Here is a 26,797-nt window from a genome sequence, read left to right on the forward strand (position 1 = left end):
GTTGCGCGTTTAAAATCCGGATGAATGTTTTTATTAATAACACGAAACTCGCAACCCGCAACTATATCGCATGACATGAAAATAACCTGCTGCTAACTAAAGCTAATAGGTTAGCTTGCCGAGATAACCTCATTCCACATACAACTGCTGCCCTGGGTAAATTTTGCTTCCGGCGGTTAATTTGTTTATTTTAAGCAGACGATCCAAAGACATATTATTTTGTTTTGCAATGGTAAAGGGGGTGTCTCCGTTTCTGACTTCATAGGCCTTTAAACCATTTTTTAACCTGACTTTATTATTTCTCCTCGGCAGTTTTATTACCTGGCCGATATGAAGATCGGTACCGGGCAGGTTGTTGAGTTTCTGGATTTCCTTAGCGGTGGTGCCATAGCGTTTGGCAATAATCCAGAGCGAATCGCCACTTGTCACCTTATAGACATAACTTTTTTTGTATTTCCTTTTTACCGTCTTTCTTGTCGGATATCTGTATCCTCTTTGCGGTATCTTCAGCAATCTGCCGGCAATAATATAGTTGGATCTGCGAAGGTTGTTTGCCCGCTTAATACGTCGGACGGATGTTTTATATCGTCTGGCGATGACCGACAGTGTTTCTCCCCGCCTTATTCGGTGATAAACAAACTTTCTTGCCGGAGGAGATGAAACAGGTATTTTATCAAGTTTGGAAAGCAGTGTTTCCGTTGACCCGGGAGGAAGCCTCAAAGAATATTTCTCCGGGGGGAGTATCTTATAGCGAAGTTCCGGGTTAAGGAGCTCCAGGATTTTTGGTGATACATCGATATGTTTGGCCACGTTTTTAATATGCACCTGTTTGGATACATCAACTGTCTCATACTCTAATGGCGGGTCTGGTTGGTTTAAATCGAGTCCGTATTTTTTCGGGTCCTTTATTATATGAAGGGTGGCAAAAAATCTGGGAACGTACCGTGCGGTTTCAAAAGGAAGACGTTCGTAAAGATCCCAGAAATTATCGAGATAGTTTACATTCTGTTTCCGTATGACTTGCAGGACCTTACCCTCTCCGCAGTTGTATGCAGCCAGAACGGTAGACCAGTCGCCAAATATATGATGGAGTTCCTTCAGATATTCAATAGCCGCTTTGGTGGATTTGACAGGGTCCAAACGTTCATCGATAAACTTGTTCCGGTTCAAACCGAATTTATATCCTGTTGATGGAATAAACTGCCACAGCCCGAGGGCTCTTGCCCGGGAGAGAGCACGCACTTTAAATCCGCTTTCAATAAGGGGAAGCCATGATAACTCAACGGGAAGGCCTGCAGCGATAAGCTCCGGGACAATGCGGGGTCGAAACATACCCGAGCGCTGGTATGATTCGGTAAAGTAGTTCTTTTCTTTTCCTTTGGTAAACAGATCAATTTCATTTTGGATGTATTTGTTCATTACCAGGGGAATGGCTTTATGGTTTCCGTTTACCACAATATTACGGGATGCATAAATTTCAAGAATGCGCTTTGAAATTAAGAATCGGAGATCTTCCTTCTGCTGGATGAGTTTTGGCTTGTCGTAGGTGTCAATATCGAGGATCAAAGCATAAGCTCTGTCAAGGGCTTCCAGTGCATTTTCCAGTTCGCCTTTTTGCCAGAATTCCTGAGCTGCCTGACAAAATTCGAGGGCATCGTCTAAAACCGGCTGGAATTTTTTATAGGGGGAAAAAGGTTCTTTTTCTTTTTTTTGTATTGGAGGATGGTTTTCTTGTTTTGAGTCAGCTCGCTGGTCTTGCGCAGAATCAGACCGCTTGTCTCCCTGAGGATCGATCTGTTTGTCTTCCGGAGAATCAACCTTTTTGTTTTCCTGATGAATGTCGGTGGCAGTTTCCTCTGGTGGGCTTGATTTCAGAGTATTTGTTTCGGTTTTTTCCAGAGGGGGGTCTGGGGAGATATCTTTTTTGATAAAAGGCTGGAGGCATCCACACAAAAGGAATAACAGAGTAAAAAACAGTGTAAAGGGCAGAATTTTTTTTAAACGAAGTCTCATACTATTGGTTTCAGGTTACAACTGAAAATCTTTAGTCATTTTAAAATGATGTCCCCATATACATATAATTGCATTCCTGTCAAGCTTTGTTCGCTAGTAAACGTTACGAGGTAGGATCATGGGTTTTGTGTTTTATGCCAGGGGTTGGTATTTCTTCCGCTTTTGGTGGATCTTTCTCTATCGTTCCAACGGGTTGCAGTTTAATAAGAACGAAAAAAACAGTAAAAGTTTAATATTGATAGTAAATAGGCGATAATAATATTAATTAACTTATTAATCAACAAAAATTGCTTAATATGGATGATAAAAGGGATATATCATGGTTGATATTTAGAAAATAGACAGTTAGATAGATAAGTTCTTTTTTTTTCTGAGTGATTTGCTTTGTTAGAAGTAACTCTTTTATATAATTACAATTATGCAAATATGCGCGCCAGCGTAGCTCAGCTGGTAGAGCTACTGATTTGTAATCAGTGGGTCGGGGGTTCGAGTCCCTCCGCTGGCTCCATTTGCTATTGAGGTGGGGTTCCCGAGTGGTCAAAGGGAACAGACTGTAAATCTGTCGGCGAAGCCTTCGGAGGTTCAAATCCTCCCCCCACCACCAACCTCAATAAAAGTTGTATGTAGGAGATTTCGTAACGGTTATCGGGATCGACAGTAAAAACTACATGGCTTCCTTCATGAATCTTACTGCAATTTTTTAAGGAAAGGTTTTGTATTTTATTGATTGATTGGATGATTCCTAGGGTTTCAATATGAAACATCATGAGCGGGAGTAGCTCAGTTGGTAGAGCTTCAGCCTTCCAAGCTGGATGTCGCGAGTTCGAATCTCGTCTCCCGCTCCAGAATCAAAATGATTTAAAACCGGAAAATGATCTACCTGTACATGAAAAAACGATGCCCACGTAGCTCAGTCGGTAGAGCGCTTCCTTGGTAAGGAAGAGGTTCACCGGTTCGATTCCGGTCGTGGGCTCCATAAAAAAGAACGTTTTAATTTGTCAAGCAAGATAAAAATACCAAAAAAATAATGGGAGGACGGAAAGATGGCGAAGGAGAAATTTGAGCGAACGAAACCGCATGTTAATGTAGGGACGATTGGTCATATAGATCATGGGAAGACGACATTAACGGCAGCCATAACCAAGCATATGGGGTTAAAGGGTTTAGCGGATTTTGTTCCGTTTGATCAGATTGACAAGGCGCCTGAGGAGAAGGAGCGGGGGATCACGATAGCGACCGCACATGTGGAGTATGAGACGGCGAAGCGTCATTATGCCCATGTGGACTGTCCCGGGCATGCCGATTACATCAAGAACATGATCACCGGAGCGGCCCAGATGGACGGTGCGATTTTGGTAGTTGGTGCGGATGACGGGCCCATGCCCCAGACACGTGAGCATATATTGCTGGCGCGTCAGGTCGGTGTTCCCAGGATAGCGGTATTTTTAAACAAGTGCGACATGGTGGATGATGAGGAGCTTATCGAGCTGGTTGAGTTGGAGCTTCGGGAGCTTTTGGACAAGTATGAGTTTCCCGGGGATGACACGCCGATTATACGGGGCAGTGCATTAAAGGCATTGGAGAGCGATAATCCCGACAGTGATGAAGCAAAATGCGTATTTGAGTTAATGGATGCCATTGATGATTATATTCCTGAGCCGAAGCGGGATATAGACAAGCCGTTTTTAATGCCCATCGAGGATGTGTTCAGCATATCGGGTCGTGGTACGGTGGTGACGGGTCGAGTAGAGCGGGGAATCATCAAAGTTGGTGATAATGTAGAGATTGTAGGCATACGGGAGACCTTAAAGACGGTGTGCACCGGTGTAGAGATGTTCAGGAAGCTGTTGGACGAAGGTCGAGCGGGTGACAACATCGGCGTATTGATACGCGGAACCAAGCGGGAAGAGGTTGAGCGCGGTCAGGTGGTGGCAGTGCCTGGATCGATCAAGCCTTACACCAAGTTTGAGGCAGAGGTATATATATTGAGCAAGGAAGAGGGAGGTCGTCACACGCCGTTTTTCAGCGGGTATCGGCCGCAGTTTTATTTTCGGACAACGGATGTAACGGGCATATTGAATTTACCAGAGGGAGTAGAGATGGTGATGCCTGGAGATAATGTAAAGATATCCGCAGAGCTTATCACTCCGATAGCGATGGAAAAAGAGTTGCGGTTTGCGATAAGGGAAGGTGGCCGGACAGTCGGCGCAGGCGTTGTAAGCGAAATAATTGAATAAAGCAAAGGAGTTTTGCTGGTGAGAATAATTGTGACACTTGCGTGTAGTGAATGCAAAAGAAGAAATTACACGACAACAAAAAATAAACGGACAACGCCTGATAAACTGGAGTTTAATAAATACTGTAGATTCTGCAGAAAGCATACTTTGCATAAAGAGACCAAATAAAGACCTCTTTGATTTTTAACCAGTTCATCAAAATTAAGAGTCGTAAAGTAAAAAAAAGTTGCTTTAACAAACGATTTTGCAGGCCAGTAGCTCTAACGGTAGAGCGTCGGACTCCAAATCCGGGTGTTGGGGGTTCGAATCCCTCCTGGCCTGCCAATTCTTGATGGCAAAGCTCAAAGGCTGTGGCATGGATTGATTGAGCTCCATGGTCGCTTTAACTTTGAGCTTTTGACCGTTTTAGGAGAGAAAGTGGGACGCTTACAAAGAAAAAAAGCATCAAACGTAAAGAAAAAGAAAGCAAAGGCACAGCGCCCATTGCCGGCCGTCAAAGATGCTTCTATAAAACAGGCTGATGGTTTTACTAAGGAAAAGAAAAAGAAACAGGTAACCAAAGCAATTACCAAAACCGCAGCAACCAAACCCAAAAGTAATTTTATTACCAGTAGCATTCAGTTTCTTAGAGAAGTTAAGTTTGAGCTTAAAAAAGTAACATGGCCGACACGCAAGCAAACAATGGGATCTACAGTCGTGGTGATTATTCTGGTTACCATAATCGCATTTTTTCTTGGGGCTGTAGATATAGGTCTATCGAGTCTGGTAAAGTTGGTTCTTCAATAGGATAAGGAGAGAATCGGGTGGCGCTTAAATGGTACATCGTTCATGTCTATTCGGGTTTTGAAAGCAAGGTCAAGTCCGCTCTGGAAGAAAAGATAGCCTCTTCGCTTTATCCGGAAAAATTTGGCAAGGTTCTTGTGCCCACGGAAGAAATTGTTGAACTTGCCAAAGGAAAAAAGAAGACGTCTTCTCGAAAATTCTATCCCGGATACATACTTGTCAGGATGGAACTGGATGATGAAACATGGCATATTGTAAATAGCACAGCTAAGGTTACCGGATTTTTAGGTGGCAGGGAGAAGCCGACACCGATTTCAGATGAGGAAGCAGAAGTGATTTTAAACCGGATGGAAGCCGGAAAACTCAAACCCCAGCCCAAATATTTTTTCGAATCAGGGGACGAAATTCGTGTGGTTGACGGGCCCTTTACCAACTTCAATGGTACGGTGGAAGAAGTCAACCCTGAAAAGGGAAAGATTAAGGTTTTAGTCAGTATTTTCGGTCGTTCAACACCGGTCGAGTTAGAATTTGTTCAGGTCGTAAAGATATAGGAAACAGAGATACAGCTGAGAAAGTCAACACGCGATTAAATACAAACGGGAGTAAAAAGAAAAAAATGGCAAAAAAAGTGATGGTGATGATAAAACTGCAGGTTGAGGCAGGTAAGGCCAATCCGTCGCCTCCGATTGGCCCTGCTTTGGGGCAGCATGGCGTAAATATAATGGATTTTTGCAAGGCGTTTAATGCCAGGACTGCAAATGATGAGGGGATGATCATACCTGTGGTTATCACCGTATTTCAGGATAGGTCATTTACTTTTATTACAAAAACACCACCTGCATCAATTCTGTTAAAAAAAGCGGCAAAAATAGCAAAAGGAGCCGGTGATCCAAAGCGTGACAGAGTGGGTCAGGTGACTCGCAAACAGGTGGAAGAGATCGCCAACCTGAAAATGGTTGATTTAAATGCCTGTGATTTGGAAGCAGCCTGCAGGATAGTGGAAGGTACGGCCAGGAGTATGGGGATTGATGTCGAAAAATAAGGAGTGAATAAAAAAGATGCCTAAACGGGGTAAGAAATATATTGAGTCAAGAAAGAAGACAGCGGTAAATAATAAAAATGATTTTAATGAGGCCATCAAGCTGATCGTAGATTCATCTTTTGCAAAATTTGATGAGACCATTGATGTGGCTGTGCGACTTGGTGTTGATCCGCGCCATGCCGACCAAATGGTTCGCGGGACGGTTGTGCTGCCTAATGGTCTTGGCAAAGAGGTCAAAGTGCTGGTATTTGCCAAAGGAGAAAAAGAAAAAGAGGCCACAGATGCAGGGGCCGATTTTGTGGGAAATGAAGATTTAATTGACAAGATTAAAGAAGGATGGTTCGGCTTTGATAAAGCGATAGCCACGCCCGATATAATGGGGACTGTTGGAAAAATAGGGAGAATTTTAGGTCCACGGGGACTCATGCCCAATGCAAAGACCGGAACGGTTACCTTTGATATTGCAAGAGCAGTTAAAGAACTTAAAGCCGGGAAGATAGATTTCAGGGTTGAGAAAGCAGGTATTATTCATGCACCTATGGGCAAGGTCTCATTCGGAGCAGAGAAGATCGTTGAAAATGTCGCTGCATTTTTAGAAACGGTAATTCGTCTCAAACCGTCTTCAAGTAAAGGAACCTACCTGAAAGGTATCTCAATATCAACTACAATGGGGCCTGGAATCAAAATAGACATTTCCAGTGTTAAAGATTTAGTGAAATAAAATTAACGTTTACAGGAGCCGCATCTGCGCGTGACCAGGGCACCCGGAATAATAATTGCTATTTTCCAGTGATCTCAGGCCCTAGCGGATCGCCATAATTGCGCACATCTGTACCGACCGTAATTGTTTACCGGAAAGATATTATTCTTTTCGCATAGATTTTTATGCCCGACTGGGCCCATAGGCCATTCCCCGGTCGAACCGGGCTAAAATGGAAAAACGTATGTTTGTTTCTAATGAATATATCATCTTAATATTACGGAAAAAGGTGAACAGGTATACATAAATTAATTTAACAATTCCTGTCAAAGACCGCAGGTGCGCTTGAACTGACTTTGTTGCATAGCGTTTAATTGGTACTCCATGCCTGCATAGACAGTTATGATTTGTTATTTATGATTGAAACCACACCCATGTGTTTGGAATCAATCAAAGTCAGAAGACGCAAATCACCTTTGGTTTTTACAGGTCGGGAAAGGGGGTGTGATCAAGACGTGAAAATAGATGAGAAGAAAAGAATCGTTGAAGAACTCCATGAAAAGTTTTCAAAATCAGAAGTTGTAATCCTGACCGATTATAAAGGCCTTGACGTCGATTCTATCAATGATTTGCGGAGAAAGCTGAAAGAATCACAGGTTCAGTATCAGGTGGTTAAAAATTCACTTTTAATCAGGGCTTCCGAAGATACTGATGTTGAATTGATAAAAGACAGGTTCAAGGGGCCAAGTGCAGTGGCATTGAGCTTTGAAGACCCGGTCTCACCTGCAAAGGTTTTGACCAAATTTGCAGGGGAAAATGAAAAACTTGAAATTAAAGCAGGGGTCATGAACGGAAAGGTGCTTGATATAAGCGCAATTAAGGCTTTATCGGATCTGCCTTCCCGTGAAGTACTCATCGGGCAGTTGCTTTCCACAATGAATGGTGTACCGACCAGCTTTGTGAGAGCTCTGGTTGACGGGCAACGACGGCTGCTTAATGTGTTGATGGCAATTAAAGAACAAAAAGAGGCTGCCTAAAATTTTAAAAACATAAAAATTGATGAATTTAATTAATTAAATTCATTGAGTGATTTCGGAGGAAAAATAAAATGGCAAAAATTACCAAAGATGATGTAATAGATTTTATTGCGAATATGTCAGTACTAGATCTGTCTGAGCTTGTTAAGGAAATGGAAGAGAAATTCGGAGTGTCGGCTGCTGCTCCGGTTGCCATGATGGCCGCAGGCCCCGCAGGTGATGCTGGAGGCGCAGCAGCGGAGGAAAAAACAGAGTTTGATGTTATTTTGACCTCATTTGGTGATAAGAAGATTCAGGTGATTAAGGAAGTCAGAGCGATTACCGGTCTCGGGCTAAAGGATGCCAAAACCCTTGTAGATGAAGCTCCAAAGCCGGTTAAGGAAGGTGTTCCAAAGGATGAGGCAGAAAAAATCAAGAGCCAGCTTGAAGAGGCGGGAGCTCAGGTTGAGGTAAAATAGAACAACAAGAATAACCTTAGGGCTTGCACAAAAATAATTTTGTATCACATCACACCAATGCATCTCGCCCGACTGCGTGCTGAGAACTATGAATATGCTCGATATTCATGTTTTTCGTGTTTTGTCAGCCGGGCGCTTCCGCATGGGAAATGGCGAACTTATTTTATGCGAACCCGTAATTTCTGGGAGTAGCCATGTCCAAAAGGTCTCTGGCAATTAAGCGTATAAGAAAAAACTTTGGTAGAATAAAAAAAATCATTGAAATTCCTGATCTTATCGGAATGCAACGGGAGTCTTTTAGGCGGTTTTTACAAATGGATGTTCCACCGGAAAAACGTGAGAATATCGGTTTGCAGGCTGTTTATAATTCAGTATTTCCCATCAAGGATTTTACCGGAAGCGCTTCCCTTGAATTTGTTTCATACAGATTTTCTGAGGTGAAGCACAGTGTGGAAGAATGCGTTCATCGGGGGATGAGCTATGAAATTCCTCTGCGCATTACCGTCCGGCTGGTCGTTTATGATATAGACAGCGAAACCGGGGTTTCAAATATTCGCGACATTAAAGAGCAGGAGATTTATTTCGGCACACTTCCGTTAATGACCGAAAAAGGTACATTTATCATAAACGGAACAGAAAGGGTCGTCGTCAGCCAGCTGCACCGCTCATCCGGTGTTTTCTTTGATCATGACAAAGGAAAGTCCCATTCAAGCGGTAAAATTATTTACAGCTCCAGAATCATCCCTGTTCGTGGTTCCTGGATTGACATGGAAATAGATCCAAAAGATATTGTGCATATCAGGATCGACAGAAGACGTAAGTTTCCGGTTACGATTTTATTTAAAGCGTTTGGCTATAGCGTTGAAGATATCCTTAGCTTTTTTTATAAAACGGATAAAATAATTCTTCGCGGTAAGAGCATTTTTAAACAGTTTGATGCCGATCTTGTTAAGGGACAGCGTATCGGCAAGGATATCAAAGACCCTGAAACCGGTAATATTCTAGTTAAGAAAGGTAGGATCATTACCCAGAAGGCAATTAAAAGACTTAAGACCACCAAGGCCAAGATGATCCGCATAGCGGAATCGGATATTATGGATAAAGTGGTTGCCCACGCCATTATCGATCCTGAAACCGGAGCACCTATTCTCAAAGCCAATGAAAGTATTGATGAAGAAATACTTATGAAATTAAAAGATGTCGGTATTACAGAATTTGAAGTGCTGTTTATTGACATGGTGACCACCAGCGACTCTATTTGCAAGACCCTGGTGCTCGATAAGGTCGAGACCAAAGAGGAAGCCATTATCGAGATATATAGAAGACTCAGACCGGGAAACCCTGCAACACCGGAAGTGGCCCAGGCTTTTGTGGACAACTTGTTTTTCAAGACAACCTATTATGACCTTTCAGACGTTGGCCGGCTGAAAATCAAGCAGCGCCTTGGCATTGAAAGTTCGATTAACCTGAGAACTCTCAGGAAAGAAGACATACTGCTTACCGCCAAAGCCCTTATCGCACTGAAAGATACCCAGGGGACCGTTGATGATATCGATCATTTGGGCAACCGGCGTGTCAGAGCTGTGGGGGAGCTTCTTGAAAACCAGTATCGTATCGGACTGGTTCGTATGGAACGGGCTATTAAAGAACGGATGAGCCTTCAGGAGGTCGATGCACTTATGCCCCACGACCTCATTAATCCAAAACCGGTTTCCGCTGTAGTAAAAGAGTTTTTTGGGACCAGCCAGCTGTCACAGTTCATGGATCAGACAAATCCACTTTCAGAAACGACCCATAAAAGGCGGCTCAGCGCTCTGGGGCCGGGTGGGCTTACCCGTGAACGTGCCGGGTTTGAAGTAAGAGATGTACATCCTTCCCATTACGGCCGGATTTGCCCCATTGAGACGCCTGAAGGACCGAACATCGGGCTTATCGTATCCTTGAGCACTTATGCAAGGGTTAATAATTACGGGTTTATCGAAACACCGTACCGGGTGGTCGAAAACGCAACCATTTCAAAAGAAGTGAAGTTCTTTGATGCATTTGAAGAAAGAGAACATCCCATTGCCCAGGCGAATGCACCGGTAAATGAAAAGGGTGAGTATGTGAATCCACTTGTTACCTCACGTGTTGCCGGTGAGTTCATGATGGTTAAGCGTGATGATATAGAGCTTATGGATATATCTCCCAATCAGCTGGTGAGCATCTCAGCCTCGCTTATTCCTTTCCTGGAAAATGATGATGCCAACAGGGCGTTGATGGGATCAAACATGCAGCGACAGGCAGTTCCCTTGCTGACATGCGAATCGCCGCTGGTCGGTACCGGTATTGAGGCCATAGTAGCCAGAGATTCGGGGGGCTCGATCGTGGCAAAAAGAGATGCAGTGGTGGTGGATGTGGATGCTTCCCGAATTGTCTTGAAACATGATCCATCGGGGGTTTCTTCAGAAAAGGATGTCACCATCTATAACCTTTCAAAATTTATTCGAAGCAATCAAAATACATGTTTCAACCATCGTCCGATTGTTAGACAGGGTCAGCGGGTTAAAAAAGGAGAGATCATTGCTGACGGACCGGCAACGGAGAGGGGAGAGCTGGCTCTTGGAAAAAATGTCACTGTCGCCTTCATGCCATGGGGTGGATACAATTATGAGGATTCTATCTTAATTGGTGAAAGACTTGTAAGAGAAGGCATCTTCACATCGGTTCATATTGTCGAATTTGAGATAGTGGCAAGGGATACCAAACTGGGAAAGGAAGAAATCACCCGGGATATACCGAATGCCGGAGATGAGGCTTTAAAAAACCTTGATGAGAGCGGTATTATTAGACTGGGGGCTGAAGTCGATGCCGGCGATGTTCTGGTTGGGAAAATTACGCCTAAGGGAGAGACCCAGCTTTCTCCGGAAGAAAAGCTGTTGCGAGCCATATTTGGTGAAAAAGCAGGGGATGTGAAAGATACCTCTCTGCGAGTTCCCCCAGGTGCAAAAGGGATTGTTATTGATGCCAAAGTTTTTTCAAGGCGTGGCGTGGAAAAAGATGATCGTACCAGCATGATAGAAGACGAGGAGATCACCGCACTTAAAAAAGATCAAAAGGATGAACTTGCTGTCATCGAGGAGGTGGTTCGCGATGAGATCGAGCAGTTGCTTTGCGGACAAAAATGTTACGCTTCTTTGAAAAAAGGTAAGAAGGTTCTTATTCCAAAAGGCACCACCATAGACTCTAAAATACTTGCCGGGATTCCTGTGGCCCAGGTTGAGGGGATTGTTTTGAAAGATCCTTCAACTACGGAAAAGGTACATGAAATTCTTGAACGTTACCGAGACCAGCGCGAGCTTTGCAGGATGGTCTATGAACAGCAGATTAGCAGGTACGAAAAAGGGGATGACCTTCCGCCGGGCGTCATTAAGATGGTCAAGGTTTATGTGGCCATGAAGCGGAAGCTTTCCGTGGGAGACAAGATGGCTGGTCGCCACGGTAACAAAGGTGTGGTGTCAAGAATTCTTCCTCAGGAAGATCTGCCCTATTTTGCCGATGGAACTCCTGTGGATATGGTTCTTAATCCTCTGGGGGTGCCGTCTCGTATGAATGTCGGGCAGATTCTTGAGATCCATTTAGGACTTGCCGCCAAAGGTCTTGGTAATCAGCTGAATAAACTGCTTGAAGAATATAAGACAAAAGAGCTTAGGGATAAATTAAGAAAAGTATTTTCTGATAAAGAAACAAAAAAAATGATCAATGGCATGGACGAAACCGGGATTTGTGATTTTGCCGATAATTATAAAAATGGGGTTCACATGGCCACTCCGGTTTTTGATGGCGCCAAGGAAGATGAAATCAAATCACTTCTTGATGAAGCGGGTTTTGATATCAGTGGCCAGGCAACCTTGTATGACGGCCGCACAGGGGAGCGCTTTGATAAAAAAATTACGGTGGGCTCAATGTATGTGATGAAACTGCATCACCTGGTGGATGATAAAATACATGCACGGTCTATTGGCCCTTACTCACTCGTTACCCAGCAGCCTCTTGGCGGAAAAGCGCAGTTTGGTGGTCAGAGGCTGGGTGAAATGGAAGTCTGGGCGATGGAGGCTTATGGCGCTGCTTATGCCTTGCAGGAATTTCTCACCGTTAAGTCGGATGACATGGCTGGAAGGACGCGTATGTATGAAAAGATTGTAAAAGGTCAGAATGTACTTGAACCGGGTATACCGGAGTCTTTCAGGGTTATGACAAAGGAATTGAAAAGCTTGGGTTTGAATATAGAGCTTCTGGAAGAGTAACAATAAAAAACAATTATATTAATTTGAAATATTATGCATATTCCAGGCCAATGCTCAGAAGATGTGGCCATTAGTGCTTAAGAGGACAAAATATGGAAAATTTATACGACTTCTTCGCAAAACCCACCAATCCAAAACGTTATTCATCTGTCAAGGTTTCACTGGCTTCTTCCGAACAGATTCGGGAATGGTCCTATGGAGAGATAAAAAAGCCGGAGACAATAAACTATCGTACCTTCAAACCGGAACGGGATGGCCTTTTTTGTGCCAAGATTTTCGGTCCGACCAAAGACTACGAATGCAATTGCGGCAAATACAAACGGATGAAACACAGAGGGGTGATTTGCGAAAAGTGCGGCGTAGAAGTCATTCAATCCAAGGTACGAAGAGAACGCATGGCTCATATAGAACTGGCCACTCCTGTTTCACATATATGGTTTTTAAAAAGCCTTCCCAGTAAACTGGGAAATCTTTTGGATATGACGCTTAAAAATTTGGAGAAAGTTCTTTATTTTGATAATTATATCGTAATCGATCCAAAAGATACCGGGCTGACCCGTTGTCAGCTCTTGTCGGATGATAAATACAGAGAGGCGCTTGAATTATACGGATCAGAATTTAAAGCGGGAATCGGTGCAGAAGCGGTAAGGGAAATACTGGAAGATATTAATCTTGATGAAATATATAATGAAATCAGAGCTGATATCCGCAGTACCGGATCGGTGGCAAAGCGGCAGAAGTTGGCAAAACGCCTTAAAGTCATCGATGCTTTCAGACGAAGCGGTATAGATCCGGTTTGTATGATTATGGATGTCATACCCGTTCTTCCGCCTGATCTCCGGCCTCTGGTCCCGCTTGAAGGTGGCCGGTTTGCAACATCCGACCTTAATGATCTTTATCGCCGCGTCATTAATCGAAATAACCGGCTAAAACGTCTGATTGATTTGAAAGCCCCGGATATTATCATTCGTAATGAAAAAAGAATGCTTCAGGAGTCGGTGGATGTTTTGTTTGATAACGGTCGACACGGAAGAGTCATTACCGGAACGAATAAACGACCGCTGAAATCTTTAAGTGATACCTTAAAAGGGAAACAAGGCCGTTTTCGTCAGAACCTGTTGGGGAAAAGGGTCGACTATTCGGGTCGTACGGTTATTACGGTGGGGCCGAATTTAAGATTGCACCAATGTGGTCTGCCGAAAAAGATGGCTCTGGAACTGTTCAAGCCATTTGTTTATTACCGGCTGGAACAAAAAGGTTTGGTGTCCACCGTTAAGAGTGCCAAAAAGATGGTGGAAAGAGAAGTTCCTGAAGTATGGGATATGCTGGATGAAGTGGTTAAAGAGTACCCCGTTCTTTTAAATCGGGCACCCACATTGCACCGACTTGGAGTTCAGGCTTTTGAACCGATTCTAATTGAAGGTAAAGCCATGCAGCTCCACCCGCTTGTTTGTACGGCATTTAACGCGGATTTTGACGGAGACCAGATGGCCGTTCACGTCCCACTTTCCGTGGAGGCGCAGATAGAAGCACGCGTTTTGATGCTTTCCAGTAACAACATACTTTCGCCTGCAAGCGGGAACCCGATTATCGTTCCGAGTCAGGACATTGTTCTGGGTCTGTATTACATGACAAGAGGGCTTATCGGCTCCAAGGGTGAAGGCAAACTGTTTGCCAGTGCTGATGAAGTCAGGTCTGCATACGATTCCGCTAGTGTTGATCTCCATGCTCAGATATCGGTTCGGATAAACGGAGAAATGGTGGAAACCACGGTGGGGCGTATTCTCTTATGGGAAATCATTCCTGAAGATTTTATTGCAAATATGCTCCATATCATGGTTGCTGATGAAGATGAAGCCAAAGATATACTTAACAGATTAAATGATGGCGAGCCATTCACTGATCTGGTGAAACGCTTTTCACTAAGTCCGGACAAAGACAATGAAGGTATGGTGGGGTTGCTCAAAAAAGATGAATTTCTCGATGTGTTTAAAACAAGAGAGGAAGATGCCGACAATATTTTTTCCCTCGAAAAAGGAGAGGTTAGCCCAATCATTTTTGCCGATCAGGCCCATCATATTTTTAAAATGATTGAAAAGAAAGCCGCGATATCTTTTGAGGCGGTGAACCATGTCATGGATAAAAAAGCCCTTCGCGAACTTGTCGATTATGTTTACAGACATTCCGGGCCAAAGGCCACGGTCATCCTGTCCGACAGGTTGAAAAATATTGGCTACCAGTATTCGACCCAGGGCGGGCTTTCCATTTCAATTGATGCCATGATTACACCTGCTGTGAAGTGGGATCTGATCAAGAAGGCGGAAAATCAGGTTGGAGAAATCGGCAGACAATATATTGAAGGTCTTATTACGCAGGGTGAAAAATATAATAAAGTGGTCGATATATGGGCCAAGGCCACTGATGATGTGGCCAATGAGATGATGAGTGCAATGAAAATTGCGCCTGTGACAGACCAGGAAGGCAAACCTGTTTTAAACAAGAAGGGCAAACCGCTTACCACGGAGAGCTTCAATCCCATATACATGATGGCTGATTCAGGAGCAAGGGGAAGTAAAGATCAGATGCGCCAGCTCGCAGGGATGCGAGGTCTGATGGCAAAACCTTCAGGTGAAATTATAGAAACCCCGATCACGGCAAATTTCAGGGAAGGGCTTACCGTGTTGCAATATTTTATATCCACCCATGGTGCGCGGAAAGGTCTTGCAGACACAGCGCTTAAAACAGCGAACTCGGGGTATCTGACCAGGCGGCTGGCGGATGTTGCCCAGGACTGCATTGTTAGCGAAGAGGATTGCGGATCCATGGTGGGGGTTGAGGTTGGATCTCTGGTTGAGGGAGGAGAAGTGATACAGCGTCTTGGGGAACGTATTCTGGGGCGTTTTGCCGCAGAGGATATTCTGGATCCGTTTACGGACGAGGTGCTTATCAGTGCCGATACGAACCTTGATGAGGATGCTGTCCAAAAGATTGAAGATGCAGGAATAACCAAGGTGACGATAAAATCTGTGCTGACATGTAAATCTGCTCATGGCGTCTGCAGAAAATGCTATGGCAGGGATCTTGCTCATGGCCAAACGGTCGAAATAGGGCAGGCGGTGGGAATTATGGCGGCACAATCTATTGGTGAGCCGGGCACCCAGTTAACCATGCGTACCTTTCATATTGGAGGAACTGCCAGTCGAAGGGTTGAACAGGCAGATATCAAGGCCAGGGTGGACGGTACCATAAAATTTATTGGACTGAATATAGCCAGGAATAGTGAAAATGAAGTGGTGGTAATGAACCGCAGAGGTGGAAAATTAACCATCGTCAGTGAAACCGGGCGAGAACTTGAAAGTTTTCCAGTTATTTATGGTGCTCATATTACAGCTGGAAACGGGAAAAAAGTAAAAGCCGGTGATTTGCTTGCATGGTGGGACCCTTTTACCACTCCGATTCTTACCGAGGTGGATGGTACGGTCAAGTTCGGTGATATCGTTCAGGGAAAAACCATGCAGGAAAAAGTTGACCCTGTCACCGGGAAGTCCAGCCGCATGATCATTGAGTCTAAAAGTGCCGATGATCGTCCCAGGATTTCAATAAAGGATAAGGACAATAAAACAGCTAAATTACCGGGATCATCTTCGGTGGCGCGCTATATTCTGCCCATAGACGCAATCTTACTGGTGGAAGAAAGTGACACGGTTAAGGCGGGTGATACTATTGCCAAACTGCCGCGAGCAACCACCAAGACCAAGGACATTACAGGTGGTCTTCCAAGAGTGGCTGAGCTTTTTGAGGTACGAAAACCAAAAGAGATTACGGTGTTAAGCGAAATTGATGGTTTTGTTTCGATTTCAAAGGGGACCAAAAAAGGAAAGCAGAAAGTGACTATTACACCTGCAGATGTGGGTGACAAAAAAGAATATCTCATTCCTCGCGGCAAACATATCAACGTTTATGAGGGAGACTACATCAGGGCCGGCGAGCCCCTTATAGGCGGGGCGGCTATTCCTCAGGATATATTGAATATTAAAGGGGAAATAGCTTTGGCACGCTATCTCGTCGATGAGGTTCAGGAAGTTTACCGCCTGCAAGGTGTTCGCATAAACGATAAACACATAGAAGTGATCGTACGACAGATGATGCGACGGGTTAAAGTGCTTAATGTGGGCGACACTGACTTTGTGGATGAAGAGCAGGTCGATCGGGTATTATTTGAAGAGGCCAACAAGGCTGTTATCGAAAAAGGAGGCAAGCCGGCGGTTGCCGAGCCCCTTATTCTTGGGATTACCAAGGCATCTTTAAGTACGGAAAGTTTTATCTCCGCAGCTTCTTTTCAAGAGACGACTAAAATATTGACCAATGCCTCTATTGCCGGAGCTGTGGATCATCTGAGGGGGCTTAAGGAAAACGTTATTATGGGCAGGCTTATTCCGGCCGGAACAGGGTTTCCGCTATACAGCGACGTTGCCGTTGATGGAAGTTAACTTGCGGTTTCATTAGGGGAAATGGATTTAGTAAAATTGGATCCAACAAAAACATTAAATATTATAAAAAAGCTTGACAATATAAGACTTGAAGGATACATATCGCTATTTTTGTCTATATAGATTGACCATTTTGCGTTTGGGTGTGTGATTATTTTAATGTCATGTTTGAATAATTTGTCACTTCCGGCACAAAGAATGAAAACAGATTGATAACGAAACACCTCATAACCTGACAAGTGATATAAGGAAAGAATATGCCGACAATTAACCAGTTAGTAAGAAAGGGCAGAAAGCGAATAAAGAAAAAAACCAATACACCTGCGCTTAAAGGAGCCCCACAAAAAAGAGGTGTGTGTACACGCGTATATACATCTACACCCAAGAAGCCTAATTCTGCTTTGCGTAAGGTTGCAAGGGTCAGACTAACCACAGGGATTGAGGTTACCGCTTATATCCCTGGAATAGGGCATAACCTCCAGGAGCATTCGGTGGTTTTAGTCCGGGGAGGTCGTGTGAAGGATTTGCCCGGTGTAAGGTATCATGTGGTAAGGGGTACCCTTGACACACTAGGTGTGGATGATCGAAGAAAGGGCAGATCGAAATACGGTGCCAAAAAACCTAAATAAAAGAAAAAAATGTTTCAGGTTGAATTGAATTCCGCCCCGGCGGAATCGATCAAGGAACTGCAGTTAAAGAAATTTACCATTTAAAGTTCCTTGTTAGCTTTTACAAATGCCTAATAATGATAACTAGACGGATGGTATAAAATATGCCAAGAAGAAGAGAAGTACCTAAACGACAGTTGGCGGGTGACCCAAAGTATGACAACAAGCTGGTGGCAAAATTTATTAAATCGATTATGCGTGACGGTAAAAAAAGTCTGGCTGAATCGATACTTTATGATGCATTTGATGTCATAAAAGAAAAAACCAATGAAGAACCCATCAAAATATTTGAGCAGGCGATCGAAAATATAAAGCCAAAGATTGAAGTAAAATCGAGGCGTGTCGGTGGATCGACATATCAGGTTCCAACGGAAGTTCGTCCATCCAGACGGATGGCCTTAGGAATTAGATGGATTATAGGGTTTTCACATAAACGGCCTGAGAAAGGGATGGCGAATAAACTTGCGGCGGAAATTATGGATGCTTCCAATAATAGAGGGGCTTCCATTAAGAAAAGAGAAGACACCCACAAGATGGCCGAAGCAAATAAAGCATTTGCCCATTTTCGATGGTAACAAACAGGGTTAATGAATTCCGATTAAATGGGAGGACGGAAAGATGGCGAAGGAGAAATTTGAGCGAACGAAACCGCATGTTAATGTAGGGACGATTGGTCATATAGATCATGGCAAGACGACATTAACGGCAGCCATAACCAAGCATATGGGGTTAAAGGGTTTAGCGGATTTTGTTCCGTTTGATCAGATTGACAAGGCGCCTGAGGAGAAGGAGCGGGGGATCACGATAGCGACCGCACATGTGGAGTATGAGACGGCGAAGCGTCATTATGCCCATGTGGACTGTCCCGGGCATGCCGATTACATCAAGAACATGATCACCGGAGCGGCCCAGATGGACGGTGCGATTTTGGTAGTTGGTGCGGATGACGGGCCCATGCCCCAGACACGTGAGCATATATTGCTGGCGCGTCAGGTCGGTGTTCCCAGGATAGCGGTATTTTTAAACAAGTGCGACATGGTGGATGATGAGGAGCTTATCGAGCTGGTTGAGTTGGAGCTTCGGGAGCTTTTGGACAAGTATGAGTTTCCCGGGGATGACACGCCGATTATACGGGGCAGTGCATTAAAGGCATTGGAGAGCGATAATCCCGACAGTGATGAAGCAAAATGCGTATTTGAGTTAATGGATGCCATTGATGATTATATTCCTGAGCCGAAGCGGGATATAGACAAGCCGTTTTTAATGCCCATCGAGGATGTGTTCAGCATATCGGGTCGTGGTACGGTGGTGACGGGTCGAGTAGAGCGGGGAATCATCAAAGTTGGTGATAATGTAGAGATTGTAGGCATACGGGAGACCTTAAAGACGGTGTGCACCGGTGTAGAGATGTTCAGGAAGCTGTTGGACGAAGGTCGAGCGGGTGACAACATCGGCGTATTGATACGCGGAACCAAGCGGGAAGAGGTTGAGCGCGGTCAGGTGGTGGCAGTGCCTGGATCGATCAAGCCTTACACCAAGTTTGAGGCAGAGGTATATATATTGAGCAAGGAAGAGGGAGGTCGTCACACGCCGTTTTTCAGCGGGTATCGGCCGCAGTTTTATTTTCGGACAACGGATGTAACGGGCATATTGAATTTACCAGAGGGAGTAGAGATGGTGATGCCTGGAGATAATGTAAAGATATCCGCAGAGCTTATCACTCCGATAGCGATGGAAAAAGAGTTGCGGTTTGCGATAAGGGAAGGTGGCCGGACAGTCGGCGCAGGCGTTGTAAGCGAAATAATTGAATAAAGAGAAAGAATAAACTAATGATAACAAACACAAAGATCAGGATCAGGCTTAAGGCATATGATCATAAGCTTCTGGATCAGTCTGCATCGGATATTGTTGATACGGCAAATAAAACGGGAGCAAAGGTAGTTGGGCCAATACCTTTGCCGACACGGATTAATAAATACTGTGTTCTTAGATCTCCTCACGTCGATAAAAAATCACGAGAGCAGTTTGAAATGAGGACCCATAAAAGGATTTTGGATATTTTGGAGCCAACCCAACAAACAGTTGATGCGTTGATGAAACTTGATCTTTCACCGGGAGTTGATGTTGAGATAAAACTATAGCCGGAAAGGTTTATGGTTAGAGTTTTAACAGCGTCTATGCGGGTGTTTGATAATTTATCGAGTGTTGATCGTTGCAATACAAATTGATTTAAAGGAATAAATATTCAGATTATGTGTAAAGGATTAATAGGAAAAAAATTAGGAATGACGGGGCTGTTTACTCCTGAAGGCAGCTATATACCGGTAACGGTCGTCGAAGTCGGTCCCTGTGTGGTTACCCAGATAAAGACGGTCAACACGGATGGGTATGATGCACTTCAGTTGGGATTTGAGGAGAAGAAAAGATCACGTGTGAACAAACCGAAACAAGGTCATATGAAAAAAAGTGGAGAGACCTGTTTTGCATTTCTTAAAGAATTTCCCACAGATAATCCGCAGGATTACACACTGGGTCAAACGTTAAATTTAGATTTGTTTGAAATCGGTGAGAAAGTTGATGTGGTAGGAACCACCAAAGGGCGAGGTTTTTCAGGCGTAATGAAAAGGCACGGATTCCGCGGTGGGCGAAAATCCCATGGAAGTAGAAGCCACAGGATCCCCGGTTCCATAGGTTGCAGCGCATGGCCTGCTAAAGTTATTAAAGGGAAAAAAATGCCCGGCAGTTACGGAAACAGCCAGATGACGACCCGCAACCTGAAAATTGTAGATATCAGACCGAAGGAGAACCTGCTCCTGTTAAAGGGCGGTTTGCCTGGTGAAAAATCGGGGTTAGTGTTTATTCATAAAGTGAAATTCAATAAAAAATAAAGATGCTGCAGGATGCATGATACTAATATTCTGTATCAATATTAAGCGGAGAGATTATGAGCGTAGTAGATGTTTTGAACTGCAAAGGGGAGAAAGTGTCTCAAAGAGAGCTTGACGGTTCACTTTTTGATGTCCCAATAAAGCCAAGTGTTCTTCATGAAGTTGTGACCATGCAGTTGTCATGCAGGCGTTCTGGATATGGCACTGTAAAGCATCGCAGCGATATCAGGGGCAGCGGCAGGAAGCTTTTCAGGCAAAAAGGAACAGGAAGAGCGCGTCGTGGTGATATAAAATCGCCTTTGCTCAGAGGGGGTGGCGTTGTTTTTGGTCCGGATGACAGATCGTATGCATACAAAGTTCCCAAAAAGAAAAAAAAATTAGCCCTTAAAATGGCTTTAAGCAATAAATTAAAACATCATGAAATTATTGTGCTTGATCAGTTTGAACTGGAAAATATCAAAACCAAGGCGTTTATAGAAGTGATGGACAGTTTGGATGTGAACAATGCCTTAATCGTAACAGAAAAAAAGAATGATAAACTAGATCTATCCTCCAGGAATGTTCCCCACATAAAGGTGATGAGAGCCGAGGGAATCAATGTTTATGACATTTTAAAATATAAATATTTAGTTTTACTGGAGTCTTCCATAGATGAAATTGAAAGGAGGCTTCTGAAATGATTGACTATGGTATTATACGACGGCCTTTGGTCACGGAAAAGACAAGCATTCAAAAAGAACAGTCAAACCAGATTACGTTCGAAGTGGATCGCAAAGCCAACAGGATCGAAATTAAAAGGGCCATCGAAAAAATATTTAAGGTGAATGTCGCTCATGTCCGTACCATGCAGGTCAAGGGTAAAACCAAACAAAGAGGCCGGATTATCGGGAAACGCAGGGACTGGAAAAAAGCAATTATCACATTGCTGCCCGGTGAACGGATAGAATTTTTTGAGGGTGTTTAAATATGGCTGTAAAAAAAGTAAAACCAACCTCGCCTGGAAGACGATTTCAGGTATATTCAACATTTGATGAAATTACAAGTTCAACTCCAGAAAAGAGTTTGCTGAAACCTATAAAAAAAACAGGTGGACGTAATGCCCATGGGAGAGTTACCTGCAGGCATCGTGGAGGCGGGCGGAAAAGGCATTATCGAATGATCGATTTTAAACGGGATAAGACGGGAATCCCCGCTAAGGTTGCCTCAATAGAATATGACCCGAATCGCAGTGCGAGAATCGCACTTTTGCATTACGCGGATGGCGAAAAACGGTACATTCTGGCCCCTGTGGACCTTAAAGTAAATGACAAGGTTGAATCCGGTCCGGATGCGGATATTAAACCGGGAAATACGCTTCCGTTAAGTAATATTCCACTGGGAACACACATCCATAATATTGAACTGAGCGCAGGCAAAGGAGGGCAGATTGTCAGAAGTGCGGGAACTTTTGCACAGTTAATGGCAAAAGAAGACCGGTATGCGCTGATAAAACTTCCATCCAACGAAGTTCGCATGGTCCTGTTAAATTGCAAAGCCACCATTGGGCAGATAGGGAATGTGGTTCATGAAAATATTTCTCTTGGCAAAGCAGGTCGAAAACGCTGGCTGGGTCGAAGACCAAAAGTACGGGGAGTTGCTATGAATCCGGTGGACCATCCGATGGGAGGCGGTGAAGGGAGGTCTTCCGGAGGGAGGCATCCATGTAGCCCATGGGGTGTGCTGGCTAAAGGGTACAAGACCAGGAAGAATAGAAAAAGTGATCGCCTGATTGTCAAAAGGCGAACGAAGAGATAGAACAAGTCAGGTTATGGCTCACATTAACCGCTGATCATTTATTGGCGGGTGGGTCATAAACCTTCAAGGAGAGACTATGCCACGATCGTTAAAGAAGGGTCCATATATTGAACCAAAACTGTTAAGAAAGGTGATGATCGCCCAGGAAAGCCGAAGCAACAGGGTGATTACCACATGGTCAAGGCGATCGACGATCGTTCCCGAGATGGTTGGTATCACCATTGCTGTTCATAACGGAAGAAAACTTATTCCGGTTTTTATTTCAGAAAACATGGTGGGCCACAAACTGGGTGAATTTTCCCCCACAAGGACTTTCTACGGTCATTCCGGGGATAGGAAATCGAAATTAAAGCCATAAAATATAACCGGCTTTAAGTTTTAAGTGAATGGTTTCAACGAGATGATTTGACGTCATTAATTAACACCCAACACCTAAAACTTAAAATTATGGAATAAAGGAAACGTTTATCAATGGAGTTTAAAGCTGTGTTAAAGCATGTGCGAATTTCTTCCCAGAAAGTTCGCAAACTTATTGATGCTGTGAAGGGGCAGCCGGTCGAAGCCGGTTTGAATATGTTAAAATTTATGCCATTGAAAGCTGCAGCTATTGTTGAGAAAGTGGTTAAAAGTGCCTTGGCAAACGCTGAACAAAAAGAAGGTGTTGATATAGATTCGTTGGTAATTAAGAATATTATCGCAGATCAGGGGCCCACTCTAAAACGTTTTAGAGCAAGAGCTCGGGGCAGGGGCACCCGTATATTAAAAAGAACGTGTCATATTACGGTTATTTTAGCTGAAGAATAGATATAAATGAAGGAGGTAAAAGCTTGGGCCAGAAAGTAAATCCTATAGGGTTAAGGTTAGGAATAATCAAAACGTGGGAATCACGTTGGTATGCAGGAAAAAATTATGCTGACTATATTCTTGAAGATTATAAGATAAGGAAATTTGTAAAAAGCAAACTTCATCACGCAGGCATTTCCAAGGTTGAAATCGAAAGATCGTCCAAGCATATCAGGCTCAGAGTTTTTACCTCACGTCCGGGAATTGTAATTGGAAAAAAAGGAGCGGAAATTTCTAAGCTGAAAAAAGAGATTGAGGATAAAGTATCTCATGAAGTCATGATAGATATTCAGGAAGTTAGAAAGCCGGAGATTGATGCGCAGCTTGTTGCAGAGAATGTTGCACTTCAAATTGAAAGAAGGGTTGCCTTCAGGAGGGCCATGAAACGCGGTGTTTCATCTGCTATGAGATTTGGCGCCATGGGTGTAAAAATTAGATGTTCAGGGCGTCTGGGCGGAGCTGAAATGGCAAGGACCGAATGGTATAAGGAGGGCAGGATACCCTTACATACATTGAGAGCAGACATCGACTATGGTTTTATTGAAGCACGTACGACTTACGGGATAATCGGGGTTAAGGTATTTGTTTTCAAAGGTGAGATATTAAAAAAAGATGAGCTTGAACCTGGGCACGGATTAGAAAAATAGAGAGCCCCTACAGGACATAGATGGTTCAACCTTTTTATGCCGAACGGGCGTGCATGGAAAGAAAAATATAACAGGCAAAGCGGAGATATAAAAAAATGCTGAGTCCCAAGAAAGTGAAATATCGCAAGCAACAAAGAGGCCGAATGAGGGGCACGGCCAGGCGTGGATGTAATCTGAATTTCGGTGAATTTGGATTGCAGGCAGAAGAATGCGGTACGATAAGTTCAAGACAGATTGAAGCCGCCCGTATCGCAATGACCAGGCACGTAAAAAGAGGCGGCAAGATGTGGATTAGAATTTTTCCTGATAAGCCTATTACCAAGAAACCTGCTGAAGTCAGGATGGGAAAGGGAAAAGGAGCACCTGAAGGATGGGTTGCAGTCGTTCGTCCTGGTAGAATCATTTATGAAATGCAGGGAGTTCCAAAGGATATAGCAAAGGAAGCTTTCAGACTGGCTTCTCATAAGCTATCGGTTAAAACAAAATTTGTCGAGAGGAGCGATATGCAATGAAAGCGAGTGAGGCAAGAGATTTGAACATAGAAGAAAGAAAACAAAAAGTTGTCGAGCTTGCGGAAGAATTATTTAATCTGCGTTTTCAGCACGAAATTGGACAGCTGGAAAATCCACAGAAAATGAAACAGACCAAACGCGAGATTGCCAGGCTAAAAACCATAATCAATGAAGAGGCCGAAAAAAACAAAGCAGGTGAAAAATAGTAACTATCATGAAAAAACAGGGAAAAAAAAGACAGATGATTGGGACGGTTGTAAGTGACCGTATGGACAAAACCATTGTTGTGCTGGTTGAAACCCTTGTTAAACATCGACTTTATCAAAAATATATAAAGAGACAGACTAAATTTAAAGCCCATGACAAAGATAACACCTGCCGGGTCGGAGACAAGGTTCTAATCACCGAATCGAGACCGTTAAGTAAAACCAAAAAATGGCGTTTATCCCGTGTCGTTCAAAAAGCTGTCTAATATTGTTGAACCGGTAACAGTTGAATTTATCAGCCCCGTCCGGGCGGAAAAAAGCGCTTCGTAAAATAAAATTTTTACTTTTTGCGAACCGATCAATATTAAAGGAAATAAAAGAAGATGATTCAGGCAGAGACGAGATTAACCGTGGCAGATAATTCGGGGGCCAAAGTTTTGTATTGTATAAAGGTTCTTGGCGGTTCCCGAAGGCGGTACGCAAGCATAGGAGATATTATTGTTGTGTCCGTAAAAGAAGCCATTCCCAATGCCAAGGTCAAAAAGGGAGATGTGCTAAAGGCTGTTGTCGTTCGGACCAAAAAAGAAATCAAAAGGCCTGACGGTTCATTTATAAGATTTGATGATAATTCAGCAGTGTTAATTAGCGGAAACAAAGAACCTGTGGGGACCCGTATATTTGGCCCTGTAGCAAGAGAGTTAAGGGCCAAGAGATTTATGAAAATCATTTCACTGGCACCGGAGGTGTTATGATTAAGTTGGTGATTGAAGATATGGACAGACCGATTGAAATGCGGAGAAATGACTGATCATGAGAAATAGATGTCTGATTAAAAAAGACGACAAGGTGAAGGTGATTACCGGTAAAGATAAGGGAAAGATCGGTAAGGTCTTACAAGTAATAAAAAAGAAAAACAAAATTCTTGTCGAAAATATAAATATGGTTAAACGGCATTCAAAACCGAGCGCAAAAAGCAAGCAGGGCGGTATTATTGAAGGGGAAGCAGCGATCCAGCGGTCCAATGTCATGTTGGTGTGTAACAAGTGTATTAAACCTGCCCGCATAAAAACACAACGCCTTGAGGATGGTAAAAAGATACGTGTTTGCGCCAAGTGTAACGAAGCCTTAGACAAATAGGAAAATAAACACGATTATGTGCTAAAGGAGCATATATGTCCCAGCTAAAACAGTACTATGAAAAAGAGGTTGTATCAAAGCTGATTGAGACCTTTGGATATAAAAACGCCATGCAGGTTCCTAAACTGGAAAAAATAATCTTAAACATGGGACTTGGGGAAGCCATTCATAATATCAAATTATTAGATTCAGCAGTGGAAGAGCTTACCATCATTTCAGGACAAAAACCGGTCATTACCCGGGCAAAAAAGTCTATTGCAGCCTTCAAGCTGAGGGCAGGAATGCCCATCGGCTGCATGGTGACTTTACGGCGTATTCGCATGTATGACTTCTTTAACCGGCTGGTTAATATCGCTCTTCCACGTGTCCGGGATTTCCGAGGCGTTTCGGGAAAAGCCCTTGATCGCAAAGGGAATTACTCTATGGGTATAAAGGAACATATTATTTTCCCGGAGATCGATTATGATAAAATCGACAGGATTAAAGGGCTAAACATAACCATCGTTACCAGTGCCAAAACCGATGAAGAAGGAAAAGAACTGCTTAAACTGCTTGGAATGCCGTTTAAGAATTAGTCGTTCTAATTTGATAAAGAAATACCCCGTTAAAAGTTCTCCAGTTGTTCATTCATTCGGACAAACGGCTTAGTGGATATTTGGCGGGAAAAGCATTTTCTACTCAACTGATTTACCATGTCTGGAGGAGGATAATTTGGCGAAAAAAGCGCTAAGAATGAAGGCGGCGAAGGAACCGAAGTTTAAAGTGAGGGCATATAACAGATGCCCGATTTGTGGCAGATCGAGAGGATTTATTAGAAAATTTGGGATTTGCCGTATTTGTTTCCGGTATTTTGCTTCACACGGTAAGCTTCCAGGCGTAACAAAATCGAGTTGGTAATATTTTTTAATTAGGAACCTTTATGTTACCACTCATACACCAGGACATTGAGAAACAATAACGAGGTGATTTTAACATAATTATTTTCTTGTCTTTGGGGCAGAACAAATTTTATTCAGCTTTGTCCGGGCATGTTTAAATTTTAATCGGAGAAAAAAA

The 26,797-nt window shown here is 43.5% G+C and carries 29 protein-coding genes and 5 tRNA genes; 33 read left to right on the forward strand and 1 reads right to left on the reverse strand.

Translation table 11 applies throughout. The annotated features are described in order from the left end of the window. Positions 1 to 129 precede the first annotated feature (129 nt). Positions 130 to 2,013 (reverse strand): LysM peptidoglycan-binding domain-containing protein, encoded by a 1,884-nt coding sequence (locus tag SWH54_10210; GenBank protein ID MDY6791631.1) that lies wholly within the window; start codon positions 2,011 to 2,013, stop codon positions 130 to 132. A 432-nt stretch (positions 2,014 to 2,445) separates the two neighbouring features. On the opposite strand from SWH54_10210, the gene SWH54_10215 reads away from it, so the two are divergent. From SWH54_10215 to SWH54_10375, 33 genes are all read left to right on the forward strand, one after another. Next, positions 2,446 to 2,521 (forward strand) — tRNA-Thr (locus SWH54_10215). A gap of 11 nt (positions 2,522 to 2,532) precedes the next feature. Further along, positions 2,533 to 2,617: transfer RNA gene (locus SWH54_10220), tRNA-Tyr, on the forward strand. 165 nt (positions 2,618 to 2,782) lie between these two features. Next, positions 2,783 to 2,858 (forward strand) — tRNA-Gly (locus tag SWH54_10225). A 54-nt stretch (positions 2,859 to 2,912) separates the two neighbouring features. Further along, a tRNA-Thr gene (locus SWH54_10230) sits at positions 2,913 to 2,989 on the forward strand. 67 nt (positions 2,990 to 3,056) lie between these two features. Then, complete coding sequence (gene tuf, locus SWH54_10235) at positions 3,057 to 4,250, forward strand: elongation factor Tu (GenBank protein MDY6791632.1); 1,194 nt, start codon at positions 3,057 to 3,059, stop codon at positions 4,248 to 4,250. Positions 4,251 to 4,265: 15 nt separating this feature from the next. Continuing rightward, on the forward strand, positions 4,266 to 4,418 hold the full coding sequence (gene rpmG, locus SWH54_10240; protein ID MDY6791633.1) for a 50S ribosomal protein L33: 153 nt from the start codon (positions 4,266 to 4,268) through the stop codon (positions 4,416 to 4,418). 80 nt (positions 4,419 to 4,498) lie between these two features. Continuing rightward, a tRNA-Trp gene (locus SWH54_10245) sits at positions 4,499 to 4,574 on the forward strand. Between the two features lie 93 nt (positions 4,575 to 4,667). Beyond that, positions 4,668 to 5,036, forward strand: a complete 369-nt coding sequence (gene secE, locus SWH54_10250; GenBank protein ID MDY6791634.1) for a preprotein translocase subunit SecE — start codon at positions 4,668 to 4,670, stop codon at positions 5,034 to 5,036. A gap of 17 nt (positions 5,037 to 5,053) precedes the next feature. After that, positions 5,054 to 5,584 carry a transcription termination/antitermination protein NusG gene (gene nusG / locus SWH54_10255; GenBank protein ID MDY6791635.1) on the forward strand — a complete coding sequence of 177 codons (531 nt, stop codon included), beginning with the start codon at positions 5,054 to 5,056 and terminating at the stop codon, positions 5,582 to 5,584. A 65-nt stretch (positions 5,585 to 5,649) separates the two neighbouring features. Beyond that, complete coding sequence (rplK, locus tag SWH54_10260) at positions 5,650 to 6,075, forward strand: 50S ribosomal protein L11 (protein MDY6791636.1); 426 nt, start codon at positions 5,650 to 5,652, stop codon at positions 6,073 to 6,075. Positions 6,076 to 6,091: 16 nt separating this feature from the next. Further along, a complete protein-coding gene (rplA, locus tag SWH54_10265) occupies positions 6,092 to 6,796 on the forward strand; it encodes a 50S ribosomal protein L1 (GenBank protein MDY6791637.1) in 705 nt (234 codons plus the stop codon). Between the two features lie 395 nt (positions 6,797 to 7,191). Next, entirely contained in the window at positions 7,192 to 7,812 is a 621-nt protein-coding gene (gene rplJ, locus SWH54_10270; GenBank protein MDY6791638.1) for a 50S ribosomal protein L10, read from the forward strand. A gap of 71 nt (positions 7,813 to 7,883) precedes the next feature. Continuing rightward, positions 7,884 to 8,270: a 50S ribosomal protein L7/L12 gene (gene rplL / locus SWH54_10275; GenBank protein ID MDY6791639.1), complete on the forward strand. Its 387-nt coding sequence runs from the start codon at positions 7,884 to 7,886 to the stop codon at positions 8,268 to 8,270. Positions 8,271 to 8,464: 194 nt separating this feature from the next. Beyond that, complete coding sequence (gene rpoB / locus SWH54_10280; protein ID MDY6791640.1) at positions 8,465 to 12,556, forward strand: DNA-directed RNA polymerase subunit beta; 4,092 nt, start codon at positions 8,465 to 8,467, stop codon at positions 12,554 to 12,556. 92 nt (positions 12,557 to 12,648) lie between these two features. Beyond that, positions 12,649 to 17,046 (forward strand): DNA-directed RNA polymerase subunit beta', encoded by a 4,398-nt coding sequence (rpoC, locus tag SWH54_10285; GenBank protein ID MDY6791641.1) that lies wholly within the window; start codon positions 12,649 to 12,651, stop codon positions 17,044 to 17,046. Between the two features lie 257 nt (positions 17,047 to 17,303). Beyond that, positions 17,304 to 17,675, forward strand: coding sequence for a 30S ribosomal protein S12 (gene rpsL, locus SWH54_10290; protein MDY6791642.1), 372 nt, complete (start codon positions 17,304 to 17,306; stop codon positions 17,673 to 17,675). A gap of 143 nt (positions 17,676 to 17,818) precedes the next feature. Continuing rightward, a complete protein-coding gene (gene rpsG / locus SWH54_10295; protein ID MDY6791643.1) occupies positions 17,819 to 18,289 on the forward strand; it encodes a 30S ribosomal protein S7 in 471 nt (156 codons plus the stop codon). A 43-nt stretch (positions 18,290 to 18,332) separates the two neighbouring features. Continuing rightward, entirely contained in the window at positions 18,333 to 19,526 is a 1,194-nt protein-coding gene (gene tuf / locus SWH54_10300) for an elongation factor Tu (GenBank protein MDY6791644.1), read from the forward strand. Positions 19,527 to 19,546: 20 nt separating this feature from the next. After that, the gene (gene rpsJ / locus SWH54_10305; GenBank protein ID MDY6791645.1) at positions 19,547 to 19,855 is read left to right on the forward strand and encodes a 30S ribosomal protein S10; all 309 of its coding nucleotides are present in this window, start codon (positions 19,547 to 19,549) and stop codon (positions 19,853 to 19,855) included. A gap of 111 nt (positions 19,856 to 19,966) precedes the next feature. Further along, positions 19,967 to 20,602, forward strand: coding sequence for a 50S ribosomal protein L3 (rplC, locus tag SWH54_10310; GenBank protein MDY6791646.1), 636 nt, complete (start codon positions 19,967 to 19,969; stop codon positions 20,600 to 20,602). Positions 20,603 to 20,658: 56 nt separating this feature from the next. Next, positions 20,659 to 21,282: a 50S ribosomal protein L4 gene (gene rplD, locus SWH54_10315; GenBank protein MDY6791647.1), complete on the forward strand. Its 624-nt coding sequence runs from the start codon at positions 20,659 to 20,661 to the stop codon at positions 21,280 to 21,282. After that, on the forward strand, positions 21,279 to 21,566 hold the full coding sequence (gene rplW / locus SWH54_10320; GenBank protein MDY6791648.1) for a 50S ribosomal protein L23: 288 nt from the start codon (positions 21,279 to 21,281) through the stop codon (positions 21,564 to 21,566). The genes rplD and rplW overlap by 4 nt, the downstream gene beginning before the upstream one ends. A gap of 2 nt (positions 21,567 to 21,568) precedes the next feature. Then, positions 21,569 to 22,396, forward strand: a complete 828-nt coding sequence (gene rplB / locus SWH54_10325) for a 50S ribosomal protein L2 (protein MDY6791649.1) — start codon at positions 21,569 to 21,571, stop codon at positions 22,394 to 22,396. Between the two features lie 76 nt (positions 22,397 to 22,472). Further along, a complete protein-coding gene (rpsS, locus tag SWH54_10330) occupies positions 22,473 to 22,754 on the forward strand; it encodes a 30S ribosomal protein S19 (GenBank protein MDY6791650.1) in 282 nt (93 codons plus the stop codon). 113 nt (positions 22,755 to 22,867) lie between these two features. Next, a complete protein-coding gene (gene rplV, locus SWH54_10335; GenBank protein MDY6791651.1) occupies positions 22,868 to 23,200 on the forward strand; it encodes a 50S ribosomal protein L22 in 333 nt (110 codons plus the stop codon). A gap of 23 nt (positions 23,201 to 23,223) precedes the next feature. Next, the gene (gene rpsC / locus SWH54_10340) at positions 23,224 to 23,886 is read left to right on the forward strand and encodes a 30S ribosomal protein S3 (GenBank protein ID MDY6791652.1); all 663 of its coding nucleotides are present in this window, start codon (positions 23,224 to 23,226) and stop codon (positions 23,884 to 23,886) included. A gap of 95 nt (positions 23,887 to 23,981) precedes the next feature. Further along, positions 23,982 to 24,398: a 50S ribosomal protein L16 gene (rplP, locus tag SWH54_10345; GenBank protein ID MDY6791653.1), complete on the forward strand. Its 417-nt coding sequence runs from the start codon at positions 23,982 to 23,984 to the stop codon at positions 24,396 to 24,398. Beyond that, positions 24,395 to 24,604 carry a 50S ribosomal protein L29 gene (rpmC, locus tag SWH54_10350; protein MDY6791654.1) on the forward strand — a complete coding sequence of 70 codons (210 nt, stop codon included), beginning with the start codon at positions 24,395 to 24,397 and terminating at the stop codon, positions 24,602 to 24,604. Before rplP ends, rpmC begins: the two co-directional genes overlap by 4 nt. An 8-nt stretch (positions 24,605 to 24,612) precedes the next feature. After that, entirely contained in the window at positions 24,613 to 24,870 is a 258-nt protein-coding gene (gene rpsQ / locus SWH54_10355) for a 30S ribosomal protein S17 (protein MDY6791655.1), read from the forward strand. 117 nt (positions 24,871 to 24,987) lie between these two features. Continuing rightward, on the forward strand, positions 24,988 to 25,356 hold the full coding sequence (gene rplN, locus SWH54_10360; protein MDY6791656.1) for a 50S ribosomal protein L14: 369 nt from the start codon (positions 24,988 to 24,990) through the stop codon (positions 25,354 to 25,356). 58 nt (positions 25,357 to 25,414) lie between these two features. After that, positions 25,415 to 25,741, forward strand: coding sequence for a 50S ribosomal protein L24 (gene rplX / locus SWH54_10365; protein ID MDY6791657.1), 327 nt, complete (start codon positions 25,415 to 25,417; stop codon positions 25,739 to 25,741). 35 nt (positions 25,742 to 25,776) lie between these two features. Next, positions 25,777 to 26,316 carry a 50S ribosomal protein L5 gene (gene rplE / locus SWH54_10370; protein ID MDY6791658.1) on the forward strand — a complete coding sequence of 180 codons (540 nt, stop codon included), beginning with the start codon at positions 25,777 to 25,779 and terminating at the stop codon, positions 26,314 to 26,316. A 136-nt stretch (positions 26,317 to 26,452) separates the two neighbouring features. Continuing rightward, on the forward strand, positions 26,453 to 26,638 hold the full coding sequence (locus tag SWH54_10375) for a type Z 30S ribosomal protein S14 (GenBank protein MDY6791659.1): 186 nt from the start codon (positions 26,453 to 26,455) through the stop codon (positions 26,636 to 26,638). Positions 26,639 to 26,797 lie beyond the last annotated feature (159 nt).

The organism is Thermodesulfobacteriota bacterium (assembly GCA_034189135.1).
GTDB lineage: Bacteria > Desulfobacterota > Desulfobacteria > Desulfobacterales > JAUWMJ01 > JAUWMJ01.